Here is a 25,399-nt window from a genome sequence, read left to right as displayed (position 1 = left end):
AAACGATGTTGCAAATTTACTGCCCTTACTGTGGCGAAACGCGTGAAGAGGATGAGTTCCACTATGGTGGGGAGGCCCATATTGTCCGGCCTGCCGATCCGGAGTCACTCAATGATGAAGCATGGGGGCGTTACCTGTTTCACCGAAAGAACATCAAAGGCCAGCATCATGAGATGTGGCTTCACGCAGCGGGATGCCGCAAGTTCTTTAACGTCACCCGCAATACGGTGACCTATCAAATTGAGCACGTATACAAGATGGGCGAGAGTGCACCGTCAAGTTGTGAGGAGGCCCAAGGATGAGCCAGCAAAACCGACTCGATACCGGTGGGCGGATTGACCGCCGAACCACTATGCAGTTTACATTTAATGGTCAGCAATACCAGGGCTTCCAGGGCGATACCATAGCATCGGCCCTGCTGGCTAACGGCATTGATGTCGTTGGCCGCAGTTTCAAATACTCGCGTCCCCGAGGCATTCTCGGTGCGGGTGCAGAAGAGCCGAATGCCATTTTGCAGGTCGGCAGTAATGAAAGCACCACAATCCCCAATATTCGGGCAACCCAGGCGGAGCTCTATCCGAATCTGCAGGCAACCTCTGTGGCTGGCTGGCCCAATGTTGATTTAGACCTGATGGAAACGGTGGGCAAAGTGGGGGGCGCCATGATGCCGCCGGGGTTTTATTACAAAACCTTTATGCAGCCACAAAGCCTGTGGCCGACCTATGAGAAGTATATTCGCAAGGCGGCCGGTTTGGGCAAGGTGCCTGGCACCCCTGATCCCGACACTTACGACAAAATGAATCACCATTGTGAGGTACTGATTGTTGGCGGTGGGGCGGCTGGTCTGGCCGCGGCACGAACCTTGTGTGGCGGCGGCCTGCGAGTCATGCTGGTCGATGAGCAAAACGAGTTAGGCGGCGCGTTGCTATCGACTTCCTTGACCTTGGATGATCAGCCTGCGTCGGCATGGCTGGCAGAGACGCTGGAGATGTTGTACGCCGATCCAGATTTTACCTTGCTGCCTCGTACCACCGCTTTTGGCTATTACGATCAGAATTTTGTCGGCGCGGTCGAGCGGCGTACCGATCATTTGGGTGAGAGCGTACCCGGTGCCCGCCAGCGTTTGCATCGCATCCGGGCCAAGAAGGTGATCCTTGCAACAGGCTCGCTTGAGCGGCCGTTGGTATTTGGTAACAATGATGTGCCGGGCTGTATGCTGGCCTCTGCCGTGTCGACCTATATTCAGCGCTATGCTGTGGTACCCGGTAACAAGTTGGTGCTGATGACGGCCAATGATCATGCCTACCATGCAGCGATTGACTGGCATCGCGCCGGTCGGGAAGTGGTGGCGGTGATTGACACCCGCCAGCAGGCAGAAGGCGAGTTACCGGCGCTTGCCCGTGATCTGGGGATCAAGGTGATCACTGGTCATGCCGTGATAAATGTTAAAGGCAAAAAGCGGATGAAAGCCGCTGAGATTGCACCAATCAATGAGGATGGCAGCGAGCTTACCGGTAAAGTGACTTCGCTTGATTGTGACACGATTGCCAGCTCGGGAGGCTGGAGTCCGGTGGTGCACCTGTCTTGCCACTCTGGCAGCAAGCCTGTCTGGCGGGATGATATCGCAGGGTTTGTACCGGGGGCGACGACGCAGAATCACCTTAATGCTGGTGGTATTGTAGGCACTTATAAATTGACTGAAGTGCTGGCCGAGGGCGCTGGAGCCGGACTCGCGGCCGGAGAAGCGCTGGGTGGTATGTTGGTTGAGCGGCATTTTGCTACACCGGTTGCCAATGATCCCAAAGAAGCCCCGGCGATGGCGCTGTATCACGTGCCGCATACCCAGCTAACCAGTCGGGCACCGAAGCAGTTTGTCGACTTCCAGAATGATGTCACCGCTGCCGGGATCGAGCTGGCGATCCGGGAAGGCTTTGAGTCTATCGAACACGTCAAACGCTACACTGCGATGGGGTTTGGTACCGATCAGGGCAAGACCTCGAATATTAACGGTATGGCCATTGCGGCCAGGTCGTTGAATCAGACAATTGAACAGACTGGCACTACGATTTTCCGTCCGATGTATACCCCGGTGACTTTCGGGGCCCTGGCTGGCCGGGATGCAGGACACTTGTTTGATCCTGCCCGATTTACAGCAATGCATCTATGGCATATTCAGCACGGCGCGAAATTTGAAGATGTCGGTCAGTGGAAGCGACCGTGGTATTTCCCGAAAGAAGGTGAAACCATGCAGGAGACGCTTGATCGCGAATGTCTGGCGACGCGACAAAGTGTCGGAATCCTGGATGCTTCCACCCTCGGCAAGATTGATATCCAAGGCAAAGACGCCCGTGAGTTCCTCAATCGTATTTACACCAACCCATGGAGCAAGCTGGCACCGGGACGTTGTCGATACGGCATCATGTGCAAAGAAGACGGCATGATCTTCGATGATGGCGTGACATCCTGTATTGATGATAACCACTTCATAATGACCACCACTTCCGGGGGAGCGGCGGCGGTGCTGGAATGGCTGGAGCTGTGGCACCAGACAGAGTGGCCTGAGCTCGAGGTCTATTTTGCCAGCGTGACCGACCACTGGGCAACAATGACCATTTCCGGCCCGAACAGCCGCAAGCTGCTGGAAAAGCTGGTTGATGGCCATGATGTCTCGAATGAAGGGTTCCCGTATATGAGTTGGCAGTCGGTCAAGGTTGCCGGTGTCGATGCCCGGATCTTCCGGATCAGCTTTACTGGTGAGCTGTCGTTTGAAATCAATGTTCAGGCTAACCACGGGCTGTATGTCTGGGAGCAGGTTATGGCTGCCGGCAAGGAATTTGATATTACCCCTTATGGTACGGAAACCATGCATATTCTGCGGGCTGAGAAGGGCTTTATTATCGCTGGACAGGATACGGACGGCTCCGTCTCGCCTCAGGATATGGACATGAATTGGATTGTCGGCAAGAACAAACCGTTCAGTTATCTCGGCAAGCGGTCGTGGACCCGGCCGGACAATCAGCGTGATGACCGTAAGCAGTTTGTCGGCCTGCTTACGACCAATCCTGATCAGGTACTGCCGGAGGGGGCACAAGCGGTGCGTGATCCTAATGAGTCTATTCCGATGACCATGGTGGGGCATATCACTTCCAGTTACTACAGTGCTTGCCTTGGTCGCTCAATAGCCCTAGGTGTGATTAAAGGTGGTTTGTCTCGCATTGGTGAGAAGGTGTACTTCCCGCTGGCAGACGGCACCACTGTCGAGGCCGAAATAACCAGTTCCGTATTCTATGATCCTAAAGGAGAACGCCAGAATGTCTGATGTTACAGCTGTAAATAAGGTCGAAAACAAAGTGAAGGTGCAGCCTGGATCAGATTGGTCGCCACGGTCGGAATCCCCTTTGCACCATGTCGAGATGGTGAAGCTGACCCAGCCCTCGCAGCAACCGACGGTATGTATCGAGGAGCTGAAAGGGATGAGCCACCTGGTGCTGAGAGGCAATGCGACCAATCTGGCTTTTGTCGAAGGGGTAGAAGCCGCGCTGGGGATAGCACTGCCGATGATACCGGGCACCACAGTGCAGAACGAAGGGTTGCGGGTGTACTGGCAGTCGCCTGATGAGTGGCTGATCATTGGTGAGCCGGAGCAAGCCGCCGGAATTGAAGCGGCATTGCGTGAACACCTTAGCGGACATTTTGCCGTGACCGATGTCAGCGGTGGACAGACGTTAGTGTCATTGTCCGGCATTAATGCTGAAAACGTGCTGAAAAAGTCGACGCTTTATGATGTCCATATTAGTCACTTTCCCATCGGCAAGGTGGTCGGCACGGCATTTGCGAAGTCGCAAGTTCAGCTGCGCCGCACCGGTGAGCAGGCGTTTGAATTGATCTTGCGCCGCAGTTTTGCCGACTATCTGTGGATGTGGCTGCTGGATGCCTGTCAGGAATATGGTGTGGCGTACCGGCGATGATACTTCTGTAATTGATCCGGCAGCGTGGGCTGGCTAGAGCCATGTTGCCGGACTTGGTACTGAATAGGACGAGGATATGAACCAGCAAAGTTTGACGTATATTTTGACTGCAAGCTGTCCCGGGAGATCGGGTACGGTGGATGTTGTAACCCGTTTCCTGCGGGAATTTGGCTGCTATATCACAGAGCTTAATTCCTTTGACGATGCCCTGAACCACCGCTTTTTCATTCGCGCGGTATTTCGCGTGGAAGATAATGCCCCGCTTGACCAATCTGCGTTTTGCGCCACCTTTGCCGAGCGGGCCGAACCGTTTGAGATGGAGTGGGAGCTGACGCCGCCAGATTATCGGCCTAGAGTGGTGATCATGGTCTCTAAATACGATCACTGCCTGAACGACCTGCTATACCGTTACCGAACCGGCAATCTTCCGGTTGATATTCGAGCCGTGATTTCCAACCACCCCGACCTACAGTCACTGACCCAGTGGCACGATATTCCTTACTACCACTTTCCAATCACCGCCGACACCAAGCCGCAGCAGGAAGCTCAGGTTCAAGCCGTTTTAGATGAAACTGGCTGCGAGCTGTTGGTGCTTGCCCGCTACATGCAGGTGCTCTCCCATGAAATGTGCGTTCGCTGGGCGGGCAAGGCCATTAATATCCACCACTCGCTGTTACCGGGTTTCAAAGGCGCCAAGCCTTACCACCAGGCCTATAACAAAGGGGTCAAGATGGTGGGGGCTACCGCCCATTATGTCAGTGACGATCTGGATGAAGGGCCGATTATTACCCAGGGAATGGAAACGGTAGATCATACCTATTACCCCGCTGATTTGGCCAGGAAAGGGATGGATGTCGAATCCCTGACACTGGCCCGGGCTATTCAATATCACGTCGAGAAACGGGTATTCCTGTTCAACGACAAAACCGTGGTGTTCGAGCGCTCGTGAGCCAAAGGTAAGTTTTACCAACAGCTTCGCTGAGAGGTTTATGCGGCTGTTGGTATTCATGCTGTAAACGTAACAACAAAGGAAAGGGTTGTCAGGCCGGCAGATCACTGCTGGCTGGCATGCCCCGGGTGCTTGCACCTGTTATTCGGCCATAAACTTGAAACAAGGAAGATGAGGTATGACAAAACAGAGTCAAAGCGCAAAACCCAGCTTGATGATGGCACTGCTTCCGATAGTGCTAACGCTGTCAGTACTAGCGGTTCAGCTGTTTGTATTTGATGACTTTACTCCGCATATACCATTGGTTATCGGAATAGGGCTGACGGCTTCTCTGGCCTGGATGCGGGGCTACCGCTGGCATGATATTGAAGATGGCATGCTGCACACGGTGCGGGTGGCGTTGCAGTCGATTGCCATCTTGATGCTTGTCGGGATGATAGTTGGCGTATGGATAGCCAGCGGAACAGTGCCGATTTTGATTTATTACGGCCTCAATATCTTGAGCCCTGAGATTTTCCTGGCTGCCAGTATGTTGCTGTGCTCGGTTGTTTCGCTGTCACTGGGAACGTCCTGGGGAACAGTGAGTACCGTGGGTCTGGCATTGGTCGGGATAGGCGTCGGTTTTGATATTCCGGTTTACTGGACGGCCGGAGCGGTGGTTTCCGGGGCATTTTTCGGCGATAAAATGTCACCCCTGTCGGATACTACCAACCTTGCACCAGCGGTTATCGGGGTGAGCTTGTTTGACCATATTAAAAACATGCTGCCCACCACGGTACCCGCCATGCTTATGGCCTTTGGTATCTACCTTTTTGTTGGCTTTGATGCCAGCGGTTTACAGTCTACCGATTTCGCCAAGGTGGCGCTGATCATTGAGGGCATTGAAAGCAATTTTACCCTGTCTGGTTGGTTGTTGTTGCCGCCACTGTTGGTCTTCGGGTGCTCGTTCGCCCGCCTGCCAACCTTGCCGTCGCTGTTTGTTGGGGTCGTGAGTGGCGCGGCGCTGGCGGTTGTCGCACAAGGTGTGACGATCCATGATGTATTCCGCTACATGCAAAGCGGATATGAAATCAATACCGGGGTTTCGGAAATTGACTCGCTATTGGGCCGGGGCGGGATCCAGTCAATGACCTGGGTGATCACTCTGGTAATGATTTCCTTGGGCTTTGGCGGCGCTCTGGAGCGTACCCGCTGCCTGGAAACCATTGTTGAGGCCATTCTTAAGAAAACCCAGTCTTTCGTTCGGCTGCAAAGCTCGGCCATTGGTACCGCAATGGCGACAAACCTTGTCGCCGGCGACCCTTACCTGTCTATCAGCTTGCCGGGACGTATGTTTGCTCCAGTTTATGTTGAACGGGGGTATTCGAAGTTGAACCTCTCCCGTGCGGTAGAAGAGGGCGGGACGCTGATTTCACCGCTGGTTCCTTGGAATGCGGGCGGCTCGGTGGTGATCAGTGCGCTGGGACTGGGTATTGCGGATGGCAATATCGAAAACCTGCTGTATATTCCGTTGGCGTTTGCTTGTTGGATATCACCGTTACTTAGCATTGTGTATGCGGCGACTAATAAGTTTACCGTACTAGCACCATCACCCGGCGAGCCACAGGTGGAGGGTAAATAGCGGCTGTTGTCTAAGCGGAAAAGGGGGGAGCTTTACAAGCTCCCCCTGAATTATTGTCTGTTTGCTGCAATGGAATGACGAGGTGCTCTCATTTTTCTTATTATGTTGTTTTATTAAGCCACTTGTTTAATTAACCGGGCCATTAGCGCGTTATGATTATTCAGCGTTTTGTATAAACGGCCAAAGCTTGAATAAGGAAAAGGCATGGAACAGCTAGCGAATGATCTCTGGATTATCGACGGGGATACTGTCTCTTTTTATTGCTGCCCTTTTACAACCAGAATGACCGTGGTTCGGCTGCAAAGTGGTGAGTTATGGTTGCACAGTCCTATCCGGTATTCCCACCAGCTAGCTGAACAATTAGCAGTACTTGGGACAGTTAAATACCTTGTGGCCCCCAATCATCTTCACCATCTCTATTTGGCTGACTGGATTGAACATTATCCGGATGCCTGCGTGTGCGGAACTGATGAAGTAATCAAAAAGCGCCCTGAACTGCATTTCGACTGTTCCTTGAATCATGATCTCCAGTGGCCGTGGCAAGCGGAGATCGAACAGCGGCTGGTGACGGGATCAAAATTGATGCAAGAGTGTGTTTTCTTTCACCACTCAACACGAACTTTAATTGTGACAGATTTGATTGAAAACTTTCCCCAGGATCACTTCAAAGGCTGGCGACGCCTATTGGCAAAGGGTGCTGGGATCATCGCACCCAACGGTAAAACTCCGATAGATTGGCGACTGAGCTTCAAGAAGGCAGAAGTGAAAGCGCATATTCAGCAAATTCTACTTTGGCAGCCAGAAAGGATCGTGATGGCCCACGGCGAAATTGTTAACTGCAATGCCAGCGATTTTCTGCACCGTTCATTTAAGTGGTTTTTGTAAATTATTGATTTTTTGTGTTATTCCATCATCGTCTCTGCAGGGGAGGAGAGCAGCCGGTTGAATTCTTCCTCTGGCAATGCAGTGGAAAACAGGAAGCCCTGACCATAATCACACCCAGCAGCGGCCAGCAGGTCACGCTGCTCCTCAGTTTCGATCCCCTCCGCGACGACTTTCATACCGAGTTTGTGCGCCATGACGATGATGGCTTCGCACACCGCCATATCATCTGAATTTGCTTTGAGATCACGAACAAACGATTGATCAATTTTGATATTGTCGACGTGGAACTTTTGGATATAGGACATTGAAGAATAGCCTGTGCCAAAGTCATCGAGTGAGACCTGAATACCGGCATCGCGGAATGCGAACAGTTTATCCGTTACTGTTTTGCTGGCATCAAGTAGCAGGCCTTCGGTGATTTCAACAGTGACTGCTTGTCCGGGAAGGCCAAGGCTTTGGAGATGGTTTAGCCAGCTTGAGATATCATTCCCCCTGTCACGGAATTGCATCGGGGATTTATTGATACTGATCTGAAAGTCATGGTGGTGTAAGGCACGCCAGCGTGATGCTTGGTGCGCGGCCTGGCGGAACACCCAGTCGCCAAGATCCACAATCATGCCAGTTTCTTCTGCCACCGGGATAAATTCGTTAGGGCTTACCAGGCCGAGATCCGGATGCTGCCAGCGGATCAACGCTTCGGCTTTGCTGATATTACCTGTTGCCAGCTCAACAATCGGCTGATAATGAAGCTCCAGTTGGTTGTTTTGCAGTGCCTGGCGTAAATCATTGGCTAGCTTGCGGCGGTGTTGTGCTTTTTCCTGCATCGAGGCGGTGAAATAGCGATAGCGGTTGCGCCCCTGTTCCTTGGCGGCATACATGGCTTGATCGGCATTTTTAAGCAGGGTTGTCGATTGTGTTCCGTCATAGGGGTAGAGAGTAATACCGATACTGGGTGAAATATAAATAGTTTCAACACCGAGCAAGAAAGGTTCAGAAAATTGGTATAAGATCTCCTGAGCGACACGCTCGGCACTATGGGAGCTTTCCAATTCGCCAAGGATCACCGTAAACTCGTCACCTCCCAGGCGTGATACCGTATCGGTATCTCCTACACAGTTTTGCAGGCGTTGTGCAACATCCTTGAGCAGCAAATCGCCCATATCATGGCCTAGGGTATCGTTCACTTCTTTAAAGCGGTCAAGGTCAAGAAACAGTAGGGCCATTGGCCTGTCGGCACGGTGGGCCTTTTTCTTTTCCTGTTCCAGCTGATTAAGGAACATATGGCGATTGGGAAGCCCGGTTAAGGAGTCAAAGTTGGCCTGGGTCCAGATAATCTCGTCGGACTTCTTCTTGTCGGTAATATCAGAGAACTGGGCAACCCGACGTTGGATAGAACCATCTGAGTTACGAATGGAGTTGATAGTCAGCAAGGCCATGTAAGTTTCACCGTTCTTGCGGCGATTCTGTATCTCACCCTGCCAGTGTCCTGTCGTATTTAAGGTGTGTAGCATTGTTTTGAAAACGTCTTTATCTTGATGGCGGGAAACAAGGAGCTTGGGGTTTCTTTCTTTGATTTCATCAAGCGAGTAACCCGTTATGTCAGTAAAAGCAGGGTTGGTGGTGATTATTTCCCCATTACTGTCGGTGACGACCATTGCCTCGCTGCTGTTTTGGTAGACCATAGAGGCCAGTTGCATCGATTCTTCAGCTAACTTGCGTTCTGTAATATCGGTATGGGTACCGCACACACGAAGCGGACGGCCATCCTGACTGAAGTTAACGATTTTGGCGCAGTCCAAGATCCACTTGTAGTCGCCCTGCTTGGTGAGCATACGGTATTCGACTTTATGCTGTGAGCTGCGCCCTTCGAGATGGTCTGTTAAGGATTGCCAGGCAGCTGGCCTATCATCGGGGTGGATGTTGTTAAGCCATAGGGTGGAGTCCGCTTTGATGTCTTCGTAGCTGTAGCCGAGGATTTCAGCCCAACGGGCATTCCTCTGTACTGTGCTTGCCTCAATATCCCAGTCCCAGAAGCCGAGCTCACTGCCAGCCAACACGGAAATAAGCTGCTCTTTCTTGGCTCGCAGTTTGGCCTCGGCATGATTATTTTCTGTGGTATCTAACATACCGGCAATCACAAACTGGACATCTCCATCAACACGGTAGCAGGCAATTGTCATGTGAACATAAAGGATACCTTCATCCTTGCGGATGAAACGCTTATCTAGCGAGTAGCCGTCGATTTCACCTGCCATCATTCGATCAAATTGGGCTAAATCCAACAGTAGATCATCAGGGTGAGTGAGCTCCTTCCAGGTCATTTGTGTTAGCTCTTTTTCGCTGTAGCCAAGCATATCGCACAGCCGGGGGTTTGCCCTTAGCCAGTTTGTCGCTGGATGGGTGATGGCGATCCCTATGTTGCCCAAATCGAATTGTGAGCGAAATAAAAACTCACTCTCCTTCAATGCTTTTGTCGTTTGATCTCGTTGTAGCCGCCGGACAAACAGCATCCCCATTGCTACTGTTATCAGCGGGTAAATGAGCATTACCGGAAAGGTAATATTGGACAGTACCTGTAGTGCCACATCCCAAGGCAAAGTAAACATCAGCGCTAGCATCACCCCATGGATAATGATCCCGAATAGGTAAATCTCACGAGCTGACAACTCTGCCAGCGGACGTTGACGATAATAGTGCCAGGCAATACCTAAAGCACCTGAGGCCATTATGACTGTCACCCCGGTGATTGCGGCTTCACCTCCTTGGAAAAGGCGCAATGTTGCGGTCATTGCCATGGCGATAATAGTGGGGGTTGGACCGAAAAAAAGTCCGGAGATCCCGAGGAGTACCGAGCGGGTATCAAAGATAATTCCCGGTGCGTATTCCCACGGTGTGAGCATAATGATAATGCCGATCAGCCCTACGGCAATACCGGTAAAGACCTTCCAGAGCTGATCGAATACGGAACGGCCATGGCTGGTGGCCATGTCGTAGATAAAAATCATAGCCAGTAATAAGGCGGCGTTATGGGTCAAGGCGAGAAGGCTGGCGTGATTCATGCCAAGGTAGGTCCCTTATTGATTTGTGTTGTTTATATAATTTTTTTGTTGCACAACTATGCTCAATGATAACAACTTAAGCCAAGCGTTGAATATAGCCCTTTATAGTATTGTTTATCATTATTGTTTGGATATGTGATTGTGTGCAGCAAATTTGGTTTCAGCGATGAAAGATATGCTGTGAATGGCTGGATCGAGAGGCTTTCAAAACCACACTGAGATCACATTTTATTCGGATTTGAATCGTTTTCTATTGTTTGGCTAAATCGGTTTAGCAATAATAAGGCATTAACCTTCTGGAGTAAAAAAGATGACAAAAGTATGGGTAACCGGGGACGCGGTAGTTGACTTGATCCCTGAGGGAGAAGGGACTTATTTAAAATGCCCTGGTGGTGCGCCGGCTAATGTAGCTGTAGGTATTTCCCGGCTTGGGGGCGAGAGTGCTTTCTTTGGCCGCGTCGGACAAGATCCGCTGGGTCGGTTTATGAAGCTGGTGCTATCTGATGAGGGCGTGAATACCGACAAAATGATCCTGGATCCGCTGCAGCGTACTTCTACCGTGATTGTCGATCTGGATGATAGTGGTGAGCGTAGCTTTACCTTTATGGTGAAGCCAAGTGCCGATCAGTTTACTGCGCCAGAAGATGTGCCTGTATTCCAATCAGGTGAATGGTTGCATGCTTGCTCGATTGCTTTGGCAAATGAGCCTTCGCGTTCGACGACATTAGGTGCGATGAAAGCGATTAAAGCCGCTGGTGGGTTTGTGTCATTTGATCCTAACCTACGTGAGGAAGTATGGGCTAAACCTGAAGAATTGAAGTCGGTGGTACTGGAAGCTGTTGCTTTGGCTGACGTGGTGAAATTCTCGGATGATGAGTTATTGTTCCTGACAGAAAAAGATGATTTGCAGTCTGCTTTGGTGTGGCTAAACAGTAGCTACCATTTACCACTTGTGATTATTACCCAGGGCAAAAAAGGCGCGTTGGTTGTGCAAGGTGAACAGCAGCAGTTGGTTTCAGGCAAGCCCGTCAGCCCGGTAGATACGACAGGTGCTGGAGATGCCTTTGTCGGAGGTTTATTGGCTGGCCTTGTTGCTAGCGATGATTGGCAAGAGGCGGAGCAGTTGTTGGGTATTATTCAGCAAGCCAATGCCTGTGGCGCGCTGGCGACTACGGCAAAAGGGGCAATGACGGCATTGCCAACGGCAATTCAATTAGGTGAGTACCTCGCGGACTAGCAACGCGAACACATTATTGAGCCAGAAAAACACAAAGGGCAAACATGAGGTTTGCCCTTTTTCTTTATTGCACACAACAAAGTTCAGATATAAAAAAACCGGGCCAAGGCCCGGTTTTGTCAAAGTCTCACTCAGACTGTTCAATATTAAGCTAGTGCTTCCATCTGACCTTTGATGATTTCAGAGTGGGTACCGAATACCGCCTGGAAGTTATCACCTTTAGCGAATACACCGGCTGCGCCTAGTGCTTTCAAGCGAGCTGTGTCAACTTTTGAGCCATCAAGAACCGTTACACGTAGGCGAGTGATACATGCCTCTAGGTCTTTGATGTTAGCTTTGCCGCCGAACGCTTCAGTAATGTCTTGAGCAAGGCCGTCAGAAGCTGTGTTCACTTCAACTTTTGACTCGTCTTCGTCTTCACGACCAACCGTTTTCAGGTCAAGCGCTTTGATTAGCGTTACGAATACTAGGAAGTAGATAACTGCGTAGATAACACCGATTACTGGTAGCAACCAACCGTTAGTTGACTGACCGAATAGTAGGGTGAAGTCAAACAGACCGTGGCTGAATGTTGTACCGTGCTTGATGCCTAGAACAATCATTACTACGAATGCAGAACCAGCTAGTAGTGCGTGAGCAACGTAAAGCACAGGAGCAACGAACAGGAATGCAAACTCGATTGGTTCAGTAATACCTGTTAGGAACGAAGTTAGTGCAGCAGAACCTAGGATTGAAGCAACTTTTAGTTTGTTCTCTGGTTTAGCTGTTACGTACATTGCAAGACATGCAGCAGGTAGACCAAACATCTTGAACATGTAACCACCAGCCAGGTTACCCGCTGTGCCATCACCTGCTAGGTAGCGAGGGATTTCACCGCGAACAACTTCACCAGCAGCTGTAGTGAACTCACCAACTTCGTAGAAGAAAGGTGCATTCCAGATGTGGTGTAGACCGAATGGAATCAGAGAACGCTCAACAATACCGTAGATACCGAATGCAACTTCTGGAGACTGGTAAGCAGCCCACTCAGAGAATGTAGCAATACCAGCACCTATTGGCTGCCAAACGATAGCCAGGATAGCGGCAACCACACACGCTGCTAGCGAGGTAACGATTGGAACAAAACGTTTACCGCCGAAGAAGCCAAGGTATGTTGGTAGCTTAATAGCATGATATTTGTTGAAAAGATGTGCGGCTACCAAGCCCATGATAACACCGCCGAATACACCAGTGTCTGTACCTTCGGCAACAACACCTAGAACGCGGGTCATCGTTAGATAACCAAGACCAGCAGCCAGAGCAGCTACACCGTCATTTTTGGTAAAGCCCAGTGCAACACCGATGGCAAATAGCAATGCCATGTTGGCGAACACACCCAGACCGGCCTCGGTCATAACTTGTGCTACGATTTCTGGCAGGAATTTAGCAACTTCTGAGTTACCACCGATACCTAGAAGGATACCTGCTGCAGGCATACATGCTACAGGTAGCATGAGGCTACGCCCCATTTTTTGCATAGTACTAAAAACGTTCATTTGAACCCCCATTCATTATGAACTTTTAAGACAATATTTTTAGATTAAATATATAATTAAAAATGTTTAATAACGCTGAAAATAAATTATCTAGTGAGTGATATAGATAAAACAACAGCGGTGTAACTGTTAAGATACCAGTTGTCTATTAAACTAATTAGACACTCTGATTATCCTTGTTCAATAATCACGTCGTATTATTAAATACTGTGAAGAACCCTCTTAATGCTACTTTGATTTAAGATTAATTAATTGGAGTTCTCTCGTTTTGTCCTCTCCAATTGATGGAACTAATCATATGACAGGATTTAAAATAATTACGAGTTGTACGTCACACTGGATGTAACATAGTGTAATTTATAGTTTCTTTAGGTAACGAAAAAACTGATTAATGTAAGTGAAACGTAACATGTAACGTATTGGTCGGGGCCTTTAGGTAAGTAAAATGCTGGTTGATTTAGATGTAATTCATTTAAAATCAAGTTGTTATGTTCTATCGAGGAGAGTGATAACTTTGTTACGTTACAGTCAGGAGCCTTGAATTGCGCTGTTGAATTGTTTTTTGTGATTGATCTTACATTATGTTGTCGTGATATTCCGCTCATATCATTGGAAGGTACTTATAACTTATGCCCTGCTGTGTTTTATATGAGTGGTAAGTTCAATGGGAGAAAATTATGTCACAGTAATAATACAGAGTCTGTATGTTTATATAACACAAAGAGGGATATATAAACTGACATAAACCTATCTCAATTCCTAAATGGTTTAGTTAATATACTCATTGTTGAATATTGCAGAGGTATTTAGATACACAGTAAATAATGAACGTATGTAAAGTACGTTTTGTGAAGTGTTTCTTGTCTTCCATTTCTTCATGATCGCTATTAAGGGTGAACACCAGTCTATTTATAATCAGTTACAGTAGCAATTTGAGCAAAAATGAATGTTATCGGAATAGCTGCTTTGCCAGCAAAGAGGCATGGCTATGAATGTTTTCTTCATTCTGTTTACGTTCAGAAATATCGACAATTGCACTTAGAATAAACATGCCATCTTCGGTATGAATGGGGTTTAATCCAATTTCAATTGGAAACTCAGTGCCATCTTGGCGTAGAGCCATCAGATCGCGACCTTTTCCCATCGCTCGTACGCCAGGGTTTTCCAAGAAAGCGTGGAAATTACCTGGGTGTTGTGCCCGGTAGCGTTCAGGGATCAAATCATTGATAGATTTATCGAGTAATTGGTTAAGCGTTGCTGCAAATACCTGCGTGGCTTGTTTGTTAGCCATTACAATTTTACCGTGGGTATCGACCATTATCATCGCGCTCGGAGAAGCTTCGATCACAAGGTGGAGGATAGACTCATTCTGTTTTTGCTTGGTGATATCTCTGGCAACGGCGTAAAGAAGTCCCGAATGCTTCTCTGGGTAGGCTGTCCACATTAAATACTTGTATGAGCCATCTAGGCAGCGGTATCGGTTTTCAAATGATACCGTCGGAATACCACGGACGAGTTTTTCTACTTCAAGTAATGTGTCAGCCAAGTCATCGGGATGGATGAAGTCGGCAAATGGCTTGTTTAATAGCTGCTCTTGGTTCCAGCCTAATACGCGTTTAAATGCAGGATTAACACGCTTGAAATAGCCATCTACACTGGCAATACAGAGCATATCTAGTGACAGGTTAAATAACTTTTCAATGTCAAATCGCACACTTCACTCCTTACCACAACGTTATTTTACTCTACCGACATAAATATGATTTCAGGGTATTTCAATAAGATACTATCAGGAAGTGTGGTGCTATGCAGTTTGTTTCACTATGGGGCTGGAAATAGTTATACGTTGGCCGTATAACTATTGTGCTTTGCTAGGGAGATAAACAGCCGCAATTAGCGGCTGTTTATTGATGAACACCATGAAGCCTAGCGGGCATAAATTACGTTAATCAATCATCCTAGTGGCCAGTAATGGATCGCCTGCCACTGTGTATTCTGACTGGCGATTAATTGAATATTGGTCGCATCTTTTGGGGTGAATACCCTTGCTGTCATAACGAATTCACCGTCATTGATGAACAGTTCCAGTGATGAATGATCAGCCAGTACCTGGAGAGCTACATCATCACCGCTTGTCCATGGGATCTCGCGGATTAACTCACCATCAGTTGATAGGGCGTGGCTACGATCCAGCAGGATACGCTGGCTGTCGGCATCGAGGATCAGATCACAGTATTGGTTGCCATTACTCATCAGGCGCAGCGTGACTAGCCCCTTTTCCGGCCACGCCAGCGAGGTTTTCAATTCATAGCTCTTGGTATTGAGTTCAAGAGTTTGTTGAATTGATTCGGTGCTGAAGGTATGGAGCTGCTCCATTCCCCGCAGTGTTCGCAGCTCGCGGGTCGGGCGCTGGTATAGCTTACCGTTTTCCCAGCTTAGTTCGCGCATGCAGGTTAGCTGGTGAAGCCAGTTATCTTGGGTGCTAGGCTGATCTATTTCATCAGGCAAGCCCATCCATCCGATAAGCAGGCGCCGTCCATCCGGGGCTTCGGTCGTTTGTGGTGCATAGAAGTCAAAACCGTAATCGAGAGTGGTAAAGTCTTCGAGGGTCAGGTTGTCTTGCTGGTCTAACTTGGCTTTGACGAATCCATTGTGATGAGGGACGTTGTAGTGCTTGCTGCCTGATTCTATTCCCTGCGGGCAGATAATACCCAAAAGCTGTCCATTGAGCTCAAACAGATCCGGGCACTCCCACATATAACCAAACTGACCAAGCTCATCACCATACAGGCCGACATATGACCAGCTATAGAGATCATCAGAACGGTAAATAGCTAGGCGGCCTTGAAGCTGGTTGTCAGGTGTTTGTTGCTGGGCACCGAGCAACATTAGCCAATGGTCAGCATTTCGGACAAGTTTCGGATCGCGGCAGTGAGGGGTTACAGATGGTGGTAGCTCACTGATAACGGGCCCATGCTTGGTAAAATGGATCCCGTCTTTTGATGTTGCCAGGCACTGTGTAGTGATGCGGTCACGTTGTTCGCCGATACGTACGTTACCGGTATAAAACAGCATCAGCTCATCGTTGTTGCTGACAGCATGCCCGGAAAACACGCCATGGCTATCGAACCAGTCTGAAGGGCATAGTGCTATACGCTGGGTTGTCCAGTTCACCAGATCGGTGCTGGTAACATGGGCCCAGTATTTGTCCTTGTGGACACAACCGAAAGGATACAGCTGATAGAACAGGTGGTATTCACCCTGGTGGAAGATAAAGCCGTTGGGATCATTGAGCAGGCCCTGTGGCGGGGCCATATGCCAAGCCGGGCGATGAGCAGAACTTGAGATTTCCTGAACCTCAAGCAGCTGTTTGCGCTGATTGGTTTCGATGGACTGACCGAGCTGTTGCCATTCTTGTTCAGTGAGCAGGGTTTCAGGCTGCCAAGTGAGCTGGGAAAGTACGCTATTAAACGGCAATCCGCTGGCGTCTGCAGTTCGAAGGGCAGGATCGGCCAGCTCAAGGATTACCTGCTCTTCAACTCGTAGTGCTCGCAGTAAGTTTTCTTTGCCACCACAAGCGGTGATCAGTTCTGTCAGTGTCATTGGTTATAGCCTTAAATTGATAGGCGATGTCGCGTTAGCATTATTTAGTCTAGTTCCAATTTCCGGGAACGTTCCAAAAATAAAGCAGAAATGAGAACCAGGCAAGCTGACATGGCATAAACTGTAAAACTCAACGAAAAATTGTGCGGGGGATCTAATTATTGCCAGGTATGGTGAATAAATCGGAAAGGAAGAAAAGGGAGAGCAAGAAGAGCAGAGCTGCTTAGCAGCTCTGTCGTGATACCCAGTCAAAGCCTAATACTAGCTTGGCAACCTGGCTTCGTCCTAGCTCAATGATTTCCAACAGCATTTTGGCAGCGTTGCTACCGGCAGGCTCAAAGGCATAGGCAAATGTCGACAGGCCGGGTGAAACAACTGATGCCATTTCATCGTTACCCACACCAATCACCTTGATGTCTTTGCCTGGCTTTAGTCCTGCGGCAGTAATGGCCTGAATAGCACCAATGGCAATCCGGTCAGTAGCGCAGAAAACGCCATCCGGACGTTGATCTGCCGCCAGTAACCGGGTCATTTCCTCACGGCCGGAATCAATGGAAAATTGGCCTTGGGTATGAAATTGAGGGGCAGATAAACCTAGATGATTCAATGAATTAGCAAATCCATCATAACGCTGGCGGTCAACCGCGATATCTTCGCTCTGAACACCTAAAAAGCCGACAGAGTTGCAGCCTGCCTGATGTAGCTGTTCGGCGGCGCAGTAGCCAACTCGGTAATCATCATGAATAACACTTGGGATGTTGTAGCTAGAACCATCCTGGCCGATCAATACCACCGGCGCTTTGGAGCGCTTGATCGCCGTGATCAGCACATCGTCTATGTGGGTGGCAAACATCACGATACCTTCAACCCGCTTCTGGTTGAATAGCTCAATGTACTGGATCTCTTTGCCGGCTTCGAGATTGCTGTTGGCCAGTAGTACGTGCTTGCCTGCCTGCTCAAAGGCTTTGCTGAGGCCGTCGACACCTTGTGAAACCGCATTCGAGGCTACCCGCGGCACTATTATACCTATCAGGTTGGTTTTATTGGACTTTAAGTCTTTTGCAACCTGGTTAACGACATATCCGCATTCTTCGATAGCGCGACGTACTTTAATTTTTGTTGCTTCTTTAACGCCATATTCGTCATTAATTACCCGGGAAACCGTGGACTTAGAGACCCCAGCCAGACGGGCGACGTCGTGTAAGCTCGCCATAGATACTCCTTTGTTTAGGCCATGATCCTCCACTATTGGGATAGTTTGCAATTGAGATCCGCATTTAGCCCCAAATAGAGTGATCGTGATCACGGTTCGCTGCCAATGATCCGTTTATTTACCGATCACCCTCACACAAGAAAATTAGGCGCTTGACGTAATTGGGGGCTTCAATAAAACTTAATTTCGGGAACGTTACCGAAAACGAAAAACACTGCTCCACCCCGCAGTGCGAGATTGGAAATGTTCACCATGCAAACCACACAAGTGCTTAACCTAAGCTTAGGGTTAAGATGTATTAAAACAGTCTGAGCGTGAATCCTGTTCACGACGGAGGTATAAGATGGATTTTCCTGTCATTGCCCAACAATTAATCGAAAAACTGGGCGGTAAAGATAATATTGCAGCAGCAGCGCACTGCGCAACGCGTTTGCGTTTGGCGCTTCATGATGAGAACAAAGCGGATCTGAAAGCTATCGATGACATCGAAGGCGTAAAGGGTCAGTTTCAGGTGGCGGGGCAAATCCAAATTATTTTTGGCTCTGGCATCGTTAACCAGGTATACGCCGCAATGACAGAGCAAACTGGCCAGACTGAAATGTCGACCAAGGACGTTGCTTCTGCGGGTGCTGAAAAACAAAATATTGTGCAGCGGGCGGTCAAAGGGCTGTCAGATATATTTGTTCCGATCATCCCGGCCATTGTGGCTGGCGGTCTATTGATGGGTCTGTTTAATGTTCTTACTGCGACGGGCCTGTTTATTGATGGCCAGTCTCTGATTGATGCCTACCCGGGAATGGCCGATCTCGCCTCGATGATCAACACATTTGCTAACGCGCCTTTTGTTTACCTTCCTGTTCTATTAGCGTTTTCGGCAAGTAAAAAGTTTGGCGGTAATCCGTTCTTAGGAGCGGCACTGGGTATGCTGATGGTTCACCCAGATCTGCTCAATGGCTGGGGTTTCGGCGGCGCCAGTGTCAGTGGTGACATCCCTGTCTGGAACATCTTTGGTTTTGAAATCCAGAAAGTGGGTTATCAAGGTTCGGTACTACCGGTGCTGGTATCAGCCTTCATCCTGGCAAAAGTCGAGAATGGCCTGCGCAAAGTGATCCCGTCAGTGTTGGATAACTTGCTCACTCCAATGTTGGCTATCTTCATTACCGGTTTCCTGACTTTCACCTTAGTAGGTCCAATCACTCGTGATGCTGGTTTCCTATTAGGTGATGGCCTGAACTGGCTGTATGAATCAGCAGGCTTCATCGGTGGTGCATTGTTCGGTTTAGTCTATGCGCCGTTTGTAATTACCGGTATGCACCACAGCTTCATTGCATTCGAAACCCAGCTATTGGCAGATATCGCGGTAACTGGCGGTACCTTTATTTTCCCTATTGCAGCAATGTCTAATGTGGCACAAGGCGCTGCAGCTCTGGCCTTTGGCTTCACCACTAAAGATAAGAAGGCAAAAGGGATTGCAATGCCATCGGGTGTTACAGCTCTGCTGGGTATTACCGAGCCAGCGATGTTTGGTGTGAACCTTAAATACCGTTACCCGTTTATTGCTGCGGTGATCGGTGCAGCATCGGCCAGTGCGTTTATCACTTTGTTCAAAGTGAAGGCAACAGCGCTGGGTGCGGCAGGCCTACCGGGTATCATATCAATCAGCCCAGATAGCGTGTGGTTCTATGTTATTGGTATGGCGATTTCTTTTGCAGTGGCCTTTAGTTTGACGCTGGTACTAGGTACTCGAGCAAAGTTTAAAGCGGTTGCTGCTACCGCTTAATCACAGCCCATTACTATAATACAGAATCTGTTTTAAGCCGGCGTTACGCCGGCTTTTTTGTATTTGGTGACAATGTGTGACCGACTCGAAGCATAAGACACAACTATAGCTTCGTGATGTGAATAGAAGGGCTTCATTGCGGTTTTGGGTATGACTGGCAATAAGTTATTAAGTCAACGATAGCATATGAAAAAAAATTACAAAATGAAGCGTTTGAAATCGAACTCGATATTTATTCGGGATGAACAGGGTTCTGGGTGTGACCCTTATCACGCTTGAGATTCTTTATAGGTTGTCGAAATGCTATATGTGTGATCTGGATCACCAAGAGATTATATTTCGCTCATCTTGCTTTTGTGATCTGTGTATTGAAAAAGTGATTGACTTTTTCTGAGTGTGTATTTTGTTTGAAAGTTACAACCAAGGTTTGCAGCGGAGATCACGTGGATTTTAATAAAATGAGAGAAAAATTTGAGGAGGGTCACGAAAAACCCGTTATCAGTTCGGCTTTGAATATCTGTGTTAGATTAATTGGGTACTAAGCAATCGACGGTTTTGGCGAACCGTTACCTAAAACAGATTAAAACTGAACATCAAACGGGGAATCCTAATGATATCACCAGATGCAAAGATCAAGGTACAAAATTTTGGTCGCTTCTTATCGAATATGGTGATGCCCAATATCGGTGCTTTCATCGCATGGGGCTTCATCACTGCACTCTTTATTCCAACAGGCTGGTTTCCGAATGAGGAATTAGCCAAGCTTGTTGGCCCAATGATCACGTATTTATTGCCGCTACTTATCGGTTATACCGGGGGTAAATTAGTTGGTGGTGACCGCGGTGCTGTAGTGGGCGCAATCACTACCATCGGCGTTATCGTCGGTACAGATATTCCAATGTTCATGGGTGCCATGATAGTTGGCCCTATGGGTGGCTGGGCAATTAAGAAATTTGATAGCTGGGTCGACGGTAAAGTAAAAAGCGGCTTTGAGATGTTAGTCAATAACTTCTCGGCCGGTATTGTGGGTATGATCTGTGCCATTATGGCGTTCTACATGATTGGTCCATTTGTAAAAGTCTTATCGGCAGGTTTGGCGGGTGGGGTTAATTTCCTTGTTGAAGCAGGTCTACTACCTCTAACGTCCATTTTTGTTGAACCAGCTAAGATCCTGTTCCTGAACAACGCGATTAATCACGGTATTTTCTCGCCATTGGGTATTCAGCAGGCGAACGAAGTTGGTCAATCTATCTTCTTCCTGATTGAAGCCAACCCAGGTCCGGGCCTTGGTATTTTGCTTGCCTACATGGTGTTTGGCCGCGGTACAGCAAAACAAACGGCAGGTGGTGCCTCAATTATTCACTTCTTTGGTGGTATTCATGAGATTTACTTCCCGTACATTCTGATGAACCCACGTTTGATCCTGGCCGTTATCGCTGGCGGTATGACAGGTGTGTTCACTCTGACAATGTTTGATGCCGGTATTGTGTCACCAGCATCGCCGGGTTCAATCTTTGCAGTCTTGCTGATGACCCCTAAAGCGTCATTTGTTGGTGTCATCCTGTCGGTAATCGCGTCGGCAACTGTGTCATTTTGTGTCGCTGCGCTGCTGATGAAAACCCAGCGTGTAACCGATGAAGATGACGATACCCTGGCTTCGGCAACGTCAAAAATGAAAGGCATGAAAGCCGACTCGAAAAGTGGTAGCGCAACAGCTTTTGCTGAAGGCAACAGCAATATCAACCTGGCGAATGTCCGCAACATCATTGTTGCCTGTGATGCCGGAATGGGCTCAAGTGCAATGGGGGCAAGCCTGCTGCGTAAGAAAGTACAGGAAGCCGGACTCAACATTAGTGTGACCAACTGTGCTATTAACAGCTTGCCGCAAGAGGTAGATATCGTGATTACTCATAAAGATTTAACAGACCGTGCTCGTAAGCATGCGGCCAATGCAAAACATATTTCGCTGACTAACTTCCTTGATAGCCAGGTGTACAACGACTTAGTGACGAGCATTGTCGCGGCAGGAAGCCCGGATGCAGCAAACGACCCAGCGATGGTCAAGGTATCACCAGTGGCAGTGAACGATGACAGTTTCGAAGCTCAAGCACCGCAGGTGTTCCAAATCCAGGCTGAAAACATCCACCTTGGCCTGAAGGCAAGCAACAAAGAGCAGGCTATTCGCTACGCAGGTGAGCAGCTGGTCAAGCTTGGCTATGCAGAGCCTGAGTATGTTGATGCCATGTTTGAACGTGAGAAGTTAGTGCCCACTTATCTTGGCGAATCCATTGCTGTTCCTCACGGCACGGTAGAAGCCAAAGACCGTGTTATTAAAACCGGTATTGTAATTTGCCAATACCCTGCAGGAGTCCTGTTCACCGACGATGAAGATGACGTAGCTAAATTGGTTATCGGTATTGCCGCTAAGAATGATGAGCACATTCAGGTAATAACTACCATCACCAATGCGCTTGATGATCCGGATGCGATTGAGCGTCTGATCAGTACTCATGATGTCAATGAAGTGCTGAACATTTTGGCAGGCCAGAAAGCGGCTTAATCCAGAACGATCCTCAAGTGACCCCCGAGGCCGGTATCTCCCTCCGGTCTCAACCCAATTTTTAATATGGTAGGAATTATTATGAAAGCTGTTCATTTTGGTGCAGGCAATATCGGCCGCGGTTTTATTGGCAAATTACTTTCAGATGCTAATGTTGCAGTGACATTTGCCGACGTTGATGAGCCTCTGGTGGATCAATTAAGTCATGATCAATCGTATAAAGTGAAAGTGGTTGGAATAGAATGCCAGATTGATACAGTAACCCACGTAACGGCGGTTAACTCAGCCAGCCAGGATGTGATTGAACAGATCATCCATACCGATATGGTGACCACGGCGGTCGGTCCGAATGTCTTGGACATTATTGCAAAAACAATCGCAACGGGTCTTACCCACCGTTTTGAGTCGGGTAACAATAATCCATTGAATATCATTGCTTGTGAAAATATGGTGCGTGGTACCACACACCTGAAAGAGCAGGTATATAAACATCTCAATGGAATTTATCACGCTCAGGCAGATGAATTGGTGGGTTTTGTAGACTCAGCGGTTGACCGTATTGTACCGCCTTCAGAAGCCGCGAATGATGATCCACTTGAAGTGACGGTGGAGAGCTTTAGTGAATGGATTGTCGACAAGCAACAGTTTAAAGGAGGCATCCCGGCAATAGAAGGAATGGAAACCACTGATAACCTGATGGCATTTGTCGAGCGAAAATTGTTTACCTTAAACACTGGCCACATTATTACTGCCTACCTTGGTGCGTTGAAAGGCCACGAGACAGTGCGTGATGCGATTGAAGATGAAGAAATTCGTGAGCAAGTCAAAACTGCAATGCAGGAAAGCGGTGAAGTATTAATCCGTCGCTATGGTTTTGACCGCGAAACACACAATGCCTACATTGAGAAGATCCTTAGTCGTTTTGCCAATCCTTACTTGCGTGATGAAATTGACCGTGTCGGCCGTCAGCCAATTCGTAAACTTGGCGCCAATGATCGATTAATCAAGCCACTGCTTGGAACCATGGAATACGGTACAGACAATATTACGCTGTTAAAAGGGATCGCGGCTGCATTTAAATACACCAACGAAACCGATCCACAGGCGATTGAATTACAGGCTTCGCTGAAAGAGAAAGGACTTCGCCCGACACTGGCTCACTATACTGGCCTTGATGCTGACAGTGATGCCGCGAAGGAGATCGAGGCGCTATATCTAACCCTATAAAATATCTGGCAGGGAAGTGTGTCGTACTCTTTCCTGCCTCTGTAACCTGAGTATATTTTGTTGTTATGAAAGTCATTCGCAATCAGTTAAAAATAGGTGATGTGGTAGTTGTAAAAGCAGGTGTCATTGATCCTGACTTTGGCAGAGAAATAGGAGGTTGGGCTGGCATTATCAGTAATATAGAGGCAGATGACAGGCTTGGCCTCTTATATAACGTCAAGTGGGACAGATACACACTAAATATAATGGATAACCCATTGAGAATGGCCTGTGTAGAACAGTGCCTTGATTTTGAAAGTATGTATCTAGCAGGAAGTGAAATTGAGTGCCATTCAGGCGGGTTTGACCTGGATTATTTCTATGCTTATGCAAGAGTGAAAAAACCTGATGACATCATTAATGAGTACTTATCTAGGCACTTGTTATAACAAGTGCTAGCTTGATAAAGGATAGAAAGTATCGGTAAGAGTTGACTGATTGGTAGTCTCGGATGTTGCTAATTTTTGACAGGTGAGATAACCGATTTAGAAGCTATGATAAAGAGAAGTAAATCGAGAGTCGTGACAGGGAGCCCCATAAAGTAGTTCTCATCACTTCGTTTTAATATTCTGTGTTAGATTCGAGAGGTACTGAGATATAACGCTTTTTGTGAGACAGTATCTGACATTAAGTAACCACAGAACACCATCGGGGAAATGCCATGCTATCACCTGCCACTAAGATCAATATTCAACATTTCGGTCGTTTCCTTTCTAACATGGTATTGCCCAACATTGGTGCGTTTCTCGCGTGGGGCTTCATTACCGCTTTATTCATCCCGACGGGTTGGTTCCCTAATGATACTCTGGCACAACTTGTCAGCCCTATGATCACCTATCTGCTACCACTTCTGATTGGGTATACCGGCGGTAAACTTGTTGGCGGTGAGCGTGGTGCTGTTGTGGGGGCTGTCACAACGATGGGAGCGATTGTTGGGACGGATATTCCAATGTTTATGGGGGCGATGATAGTTGGTCCCATGGGTGGTTGGGTAATAAAAAAATTCGATCAAGCGGTGGAAGGCAAGATCAAAAGCGGTTTCGAGATGTTAATCAATAACTTCTCGGCAGGTATCGTGGGGATGACTTGCGCCATCATTGCTTTTTATATGATTGGCCCCTTTGTGAAGATGATTTCCATAGGGTTGGCGAGCGGCGTTAACGTTATGGTTGATGTGGGCTTGTTGCCTTTTACCTCTATTTTTGTTGAGCCAGCTAAGATCTTATTTCTGAACAATGCGGTTAACCACGGTATTTTTTCGCCTTTGGGTATTCAGCAGGCAGCTGAAGTCGGTCAGTCTATCTTCTTTCTAATAGAAGCCAATCCGGGGCCGGGGTTAGGTATTTTGCTGGCGTACATGTTGTTTGGCCGCGGTATGGCAAAACAGACAGCGGGTGGCGCATCCATTATTCATTTCTTCGGCGGTATTCATGAGATTTACTTCCCGTATATTTTGATGAAACCACGTTTGATTTTGGCTGCGATTGCAGGGGGGGTGGCTGGCGTATTTACATTGGCGATATTTGAAGCTGGCATTGTGTCGCCGGCATCACCAGGCTCAATCTTTGCTATTTTACTGCTGGCGCCAAAAACATCATTTGTTGGTGTTGTCTTGTCGATTTTTGCGGCGACTGCGGTTTCTTTTATCTTTGCAGCTGTTTTGTTGAAAATGCCGGATCATGATACTGAGACCGATAGTGCTTGAGTTTTCAGAGAGGAAATG

General features: G+C 48.2%; 16 protein-coding genes and 1 pseudogene. 12 read left to right on the top strand and 5 right to left on the bottom strand.

Going from position 1 to position 25,399, the window contains the following annotated elements; genetic code table 11:
- The first annotated feature begins 5 nt into the window (after nucleotides 1–5).
- The 6 genes from AC51G0_RS22735 to AC51G0_RS22710 all read left to right on the top strand — a co-directional run bounded on the left by AC51G0_RS22735 (nucleotide 6) and on the right by AC51G0_RS22710 (nucleotide 7,423).
- On the top strand, nucleotides 6–302 hold the full coding sequence (locus AC51G0_RS22735) for a sarcosine oxidase subunit delta (protein ID WP_496303927.1): 297 nt from the start codon (nucleotides 6–8) through the stop codon (nucleotides 300–302).
- The gene (locus tag AC51G0_RS22730; RefSeq protein WP_496303926.1) at nucleotides 299–3,319 is read left to right on the top strand and encodes a sarcosine oxidase subunit alpha; all 3,021 of its coding nucleotides are present in this window, start codon (nucleotides 299–301) and stop codon (nucleotides 3,317–3,319) included. The genes AC51G0_RS22735 and AC51G0_RS22730 overlap by 4 nt, the downstream gene beginning before the upstream one ends.
- Nucleotides 3,312–3,968, top strand: a complete 657-nt coding sequence (locus AC51G0_RS22725; protein WP_496303925.1) for a sarcosine oxidase subunit gamma — start codon at nucleotides 3,312–3,314, stop codon at nucleotides 3,966–3,968. The genes AC51G0_RS22730 and AC51G0_RS22725 overlap by 8 nt, the downstream gene beginning before the upstream one ends.
- A 76-nt stretch (nucleotides 3,969–4,044) precedes the next feature.
- Nucleotides 4,045–4,917, top strand: coding sequence for a formyltetrahydrofolate deformylase (purU, locus tag AC51G0_RS22720; RefSeq protein WP_496303924.1), 873 nt, complete (start codon nucleotides 4,045–4,047; stop codon nucleotides 4,915–4,917).
- 178 nt (nucleotides 4,918–5,095) lie between these two features.
- Complete coding sequence (nhaC, locus tag AC51G0_RS22715) at nucleotides 5,096–6,538, top strand: Na+/H+ antiporter NhaC (RefSeq protein ID WP_496303923.1); 1,443 nt, start codon at nucleotides 5,096–5,098, stop codon at nucleotides 6,536–6,538.
- A gap of 204 nt (nucleotides 6,539–6,742) precedes the next feature.
- A complete protein-coding gene (locus AC51G0_RS22710) occupies nucleotides 6,743–7,423 on the top strand; it encodes a DUF4336 domain-containing protein (RefSeq protein WP_496303921.1) in 681 nt (226 codons plus the stop codon).
- A 17-nt stretch (nucleotides 7,424–7,440) separates the two neighbouring features.
- Here the strand turns inward: AC51G0_RS22710 and AC51G0_RS22705 are convergent, their stop codons facing one another.
- A complete protein-coding gene (locus tag AC51G0_RS22705; protein ID WP_496303920.1) occupies nucleotides 7,441–10,482 on the bottom strand; it encodes an EAL domain-containing protein in 3,042 nt (1,013 codons plus the stop codon).
- Nucleotides 10,483–10,792: 310 nt separating this feature from the next.
- Between AC51G0_RS22705 and cscK the strand changes: the two genes are divergently transcribed.
- Nucleotides 10,793–11,719 (top strand): fructokinase, encoded by a 927-nt coding sequence (cscK, locus tag AC51G0_RS22700; RefSeq protein WP_496303919.1) that lies wholly within the window; start codon nucleotides 10,793–10,795, stop codon nucleotides 11,717–11,719.
- 146 nt (nucleotides 11,720–11,865) lie between these two features.
- Here cscK and ptsG read toward each other — a convergent pair whose 3' ends face one another.
- The 4 genes from ptsG to AC51G0_RS22680 form a co-directional block, all read right to left on the bottom strand.
- On the bottom strand, nucleotides 11,866–13,254 hold the full coding sequence (gene ptsG / locus AC51G0_RS22695) for a PTS glucose transporter subunit IIBC (RefSeq protein ID WP_496303918.1): 1,389 nt from the start codon (nucleotides 13,252–13,254) through the stop codon (nucleotides 11,866–11,868).
- Between the two features lie 949 nt (nucleotides 13,255–14,203).
- Nucleotides 14,204–14,968, bottom strand: a complete 765-nt coding sequence (locus tag AC51G0_RS22690) for a PAS domain-containing protein (protein WP_496303917.1) — start codon at nucleotides 14,966–14,968, stop codon at nucleotides 14,204–14,206.
- Between the two features lie 239 nt (nucleotides 14,969–15,207).
- A complete protein-coding gene (locus AC51G0_RS22685) occupies nucleotides 15,208–16,857 on the bottom strand; it encodes a glycoside hydrolase family 32 protein (protein WP_496303916.1) in 1,650 nt (549 codons plus the stop codon).
- Between the two features lie 223 nt (nucleotides 16,858–17,080).
- Nucleotides 17,081–18,070, bottom strand: coding sequence for a LacI family DNA-binding transcriptional regulator (locus AC51G0_RS22680; RefSeq protein ID WP_496303915.1), 990 nt, complete (start codon nucleotides 18,068–18,070; stop codon nucleotides 17,081–17,083).
- A 343-nt stretch (nucleotides 18,071–18,413) separates the two neighbouring features.
- Here AC51G0_RS22680 and AC51G0_RS22675 point away from each other — a divergent pair, with 343 nt between their 5' ends.
- From AC51G0_RS22675 to AC51G0_RS22655, 5 genes and pseudogenes are all read left to right on the top strand, one after another.
- Nucleotides 18,414–19,850 (top strand): sucrose-specific PTS transporter subunit IIBC, encoded by a 1,437-nt coding sequence (locus AC51G0_RS22675; protein ID WP_496303914.1) that lies wholly within the window; start codon nucleotides 18,414–18,416, stop codon nucleotides 19,848–19,850.
- Nucleotides 19,851–20,460: 610 nt separating this feature from the next.
- On the top strand, nucleotides 20,461–22,410 hold the full coding sequence (locus tag AC51G0_RS22670; RefSeq protein ID WP_496303913.1) for a PTS mannitol transporter subunit IICBA: 1,950 nt from the start codon (nucleotides 20,461–20,463) through the stop codon (nucleotides 22,408–22,410).
- A gap of 81 nt (nucleotides 22,411–22,491) precedes the next feature.
- The gene (locus tag AC51G0_RS22665) at nucleotides 22,492–23,637 is read left to right on the top strand and encodes a mannitol-1-phosphate 5-dehydrogenase (RefSeq protein WP_496303912.1); all 1,146 of its coding nucleotides are present in this window, start codon (nucleotides 22,492–22,494) and stop codon (nucleotides 23,635–23,637) included.
- A 65-nt stretch (nucleotides 23,638–23,702) separates the two neighbouring features.
- Nucleotides 23,703–24,065: a hypothetical protein gene (locus tag AC51G0_RS22660; protein ID WP_496303911.1), complete on the top strand. Its 363-nt coding sequence runs from the start codon at nucleotides 23,703–23,705 to the stop codon at nucleotides 24,063–24,065.
- Between the two features lie 272 nt (nucleotides 24,066–24,337).
- Nucleotides 24,338–25,372, top strand: a pseudogene (locus tag AC51G0_RS22655) (PTS mannitol transporter subunit IICBA); the annotation flags it as partial.
- Between the last annotated feature and the right edge of the window lie 27 nt (nucleotides 25,373–25,399).

It is taken from the genome of Photobacterium sp. HL06, from assembly GCF_059552575.1.
The sequence above is the reverse complement of the archived record's forward strand: the minus strand, read 5'-3'. Positions and strand labels throughout refer to the sequence as shown.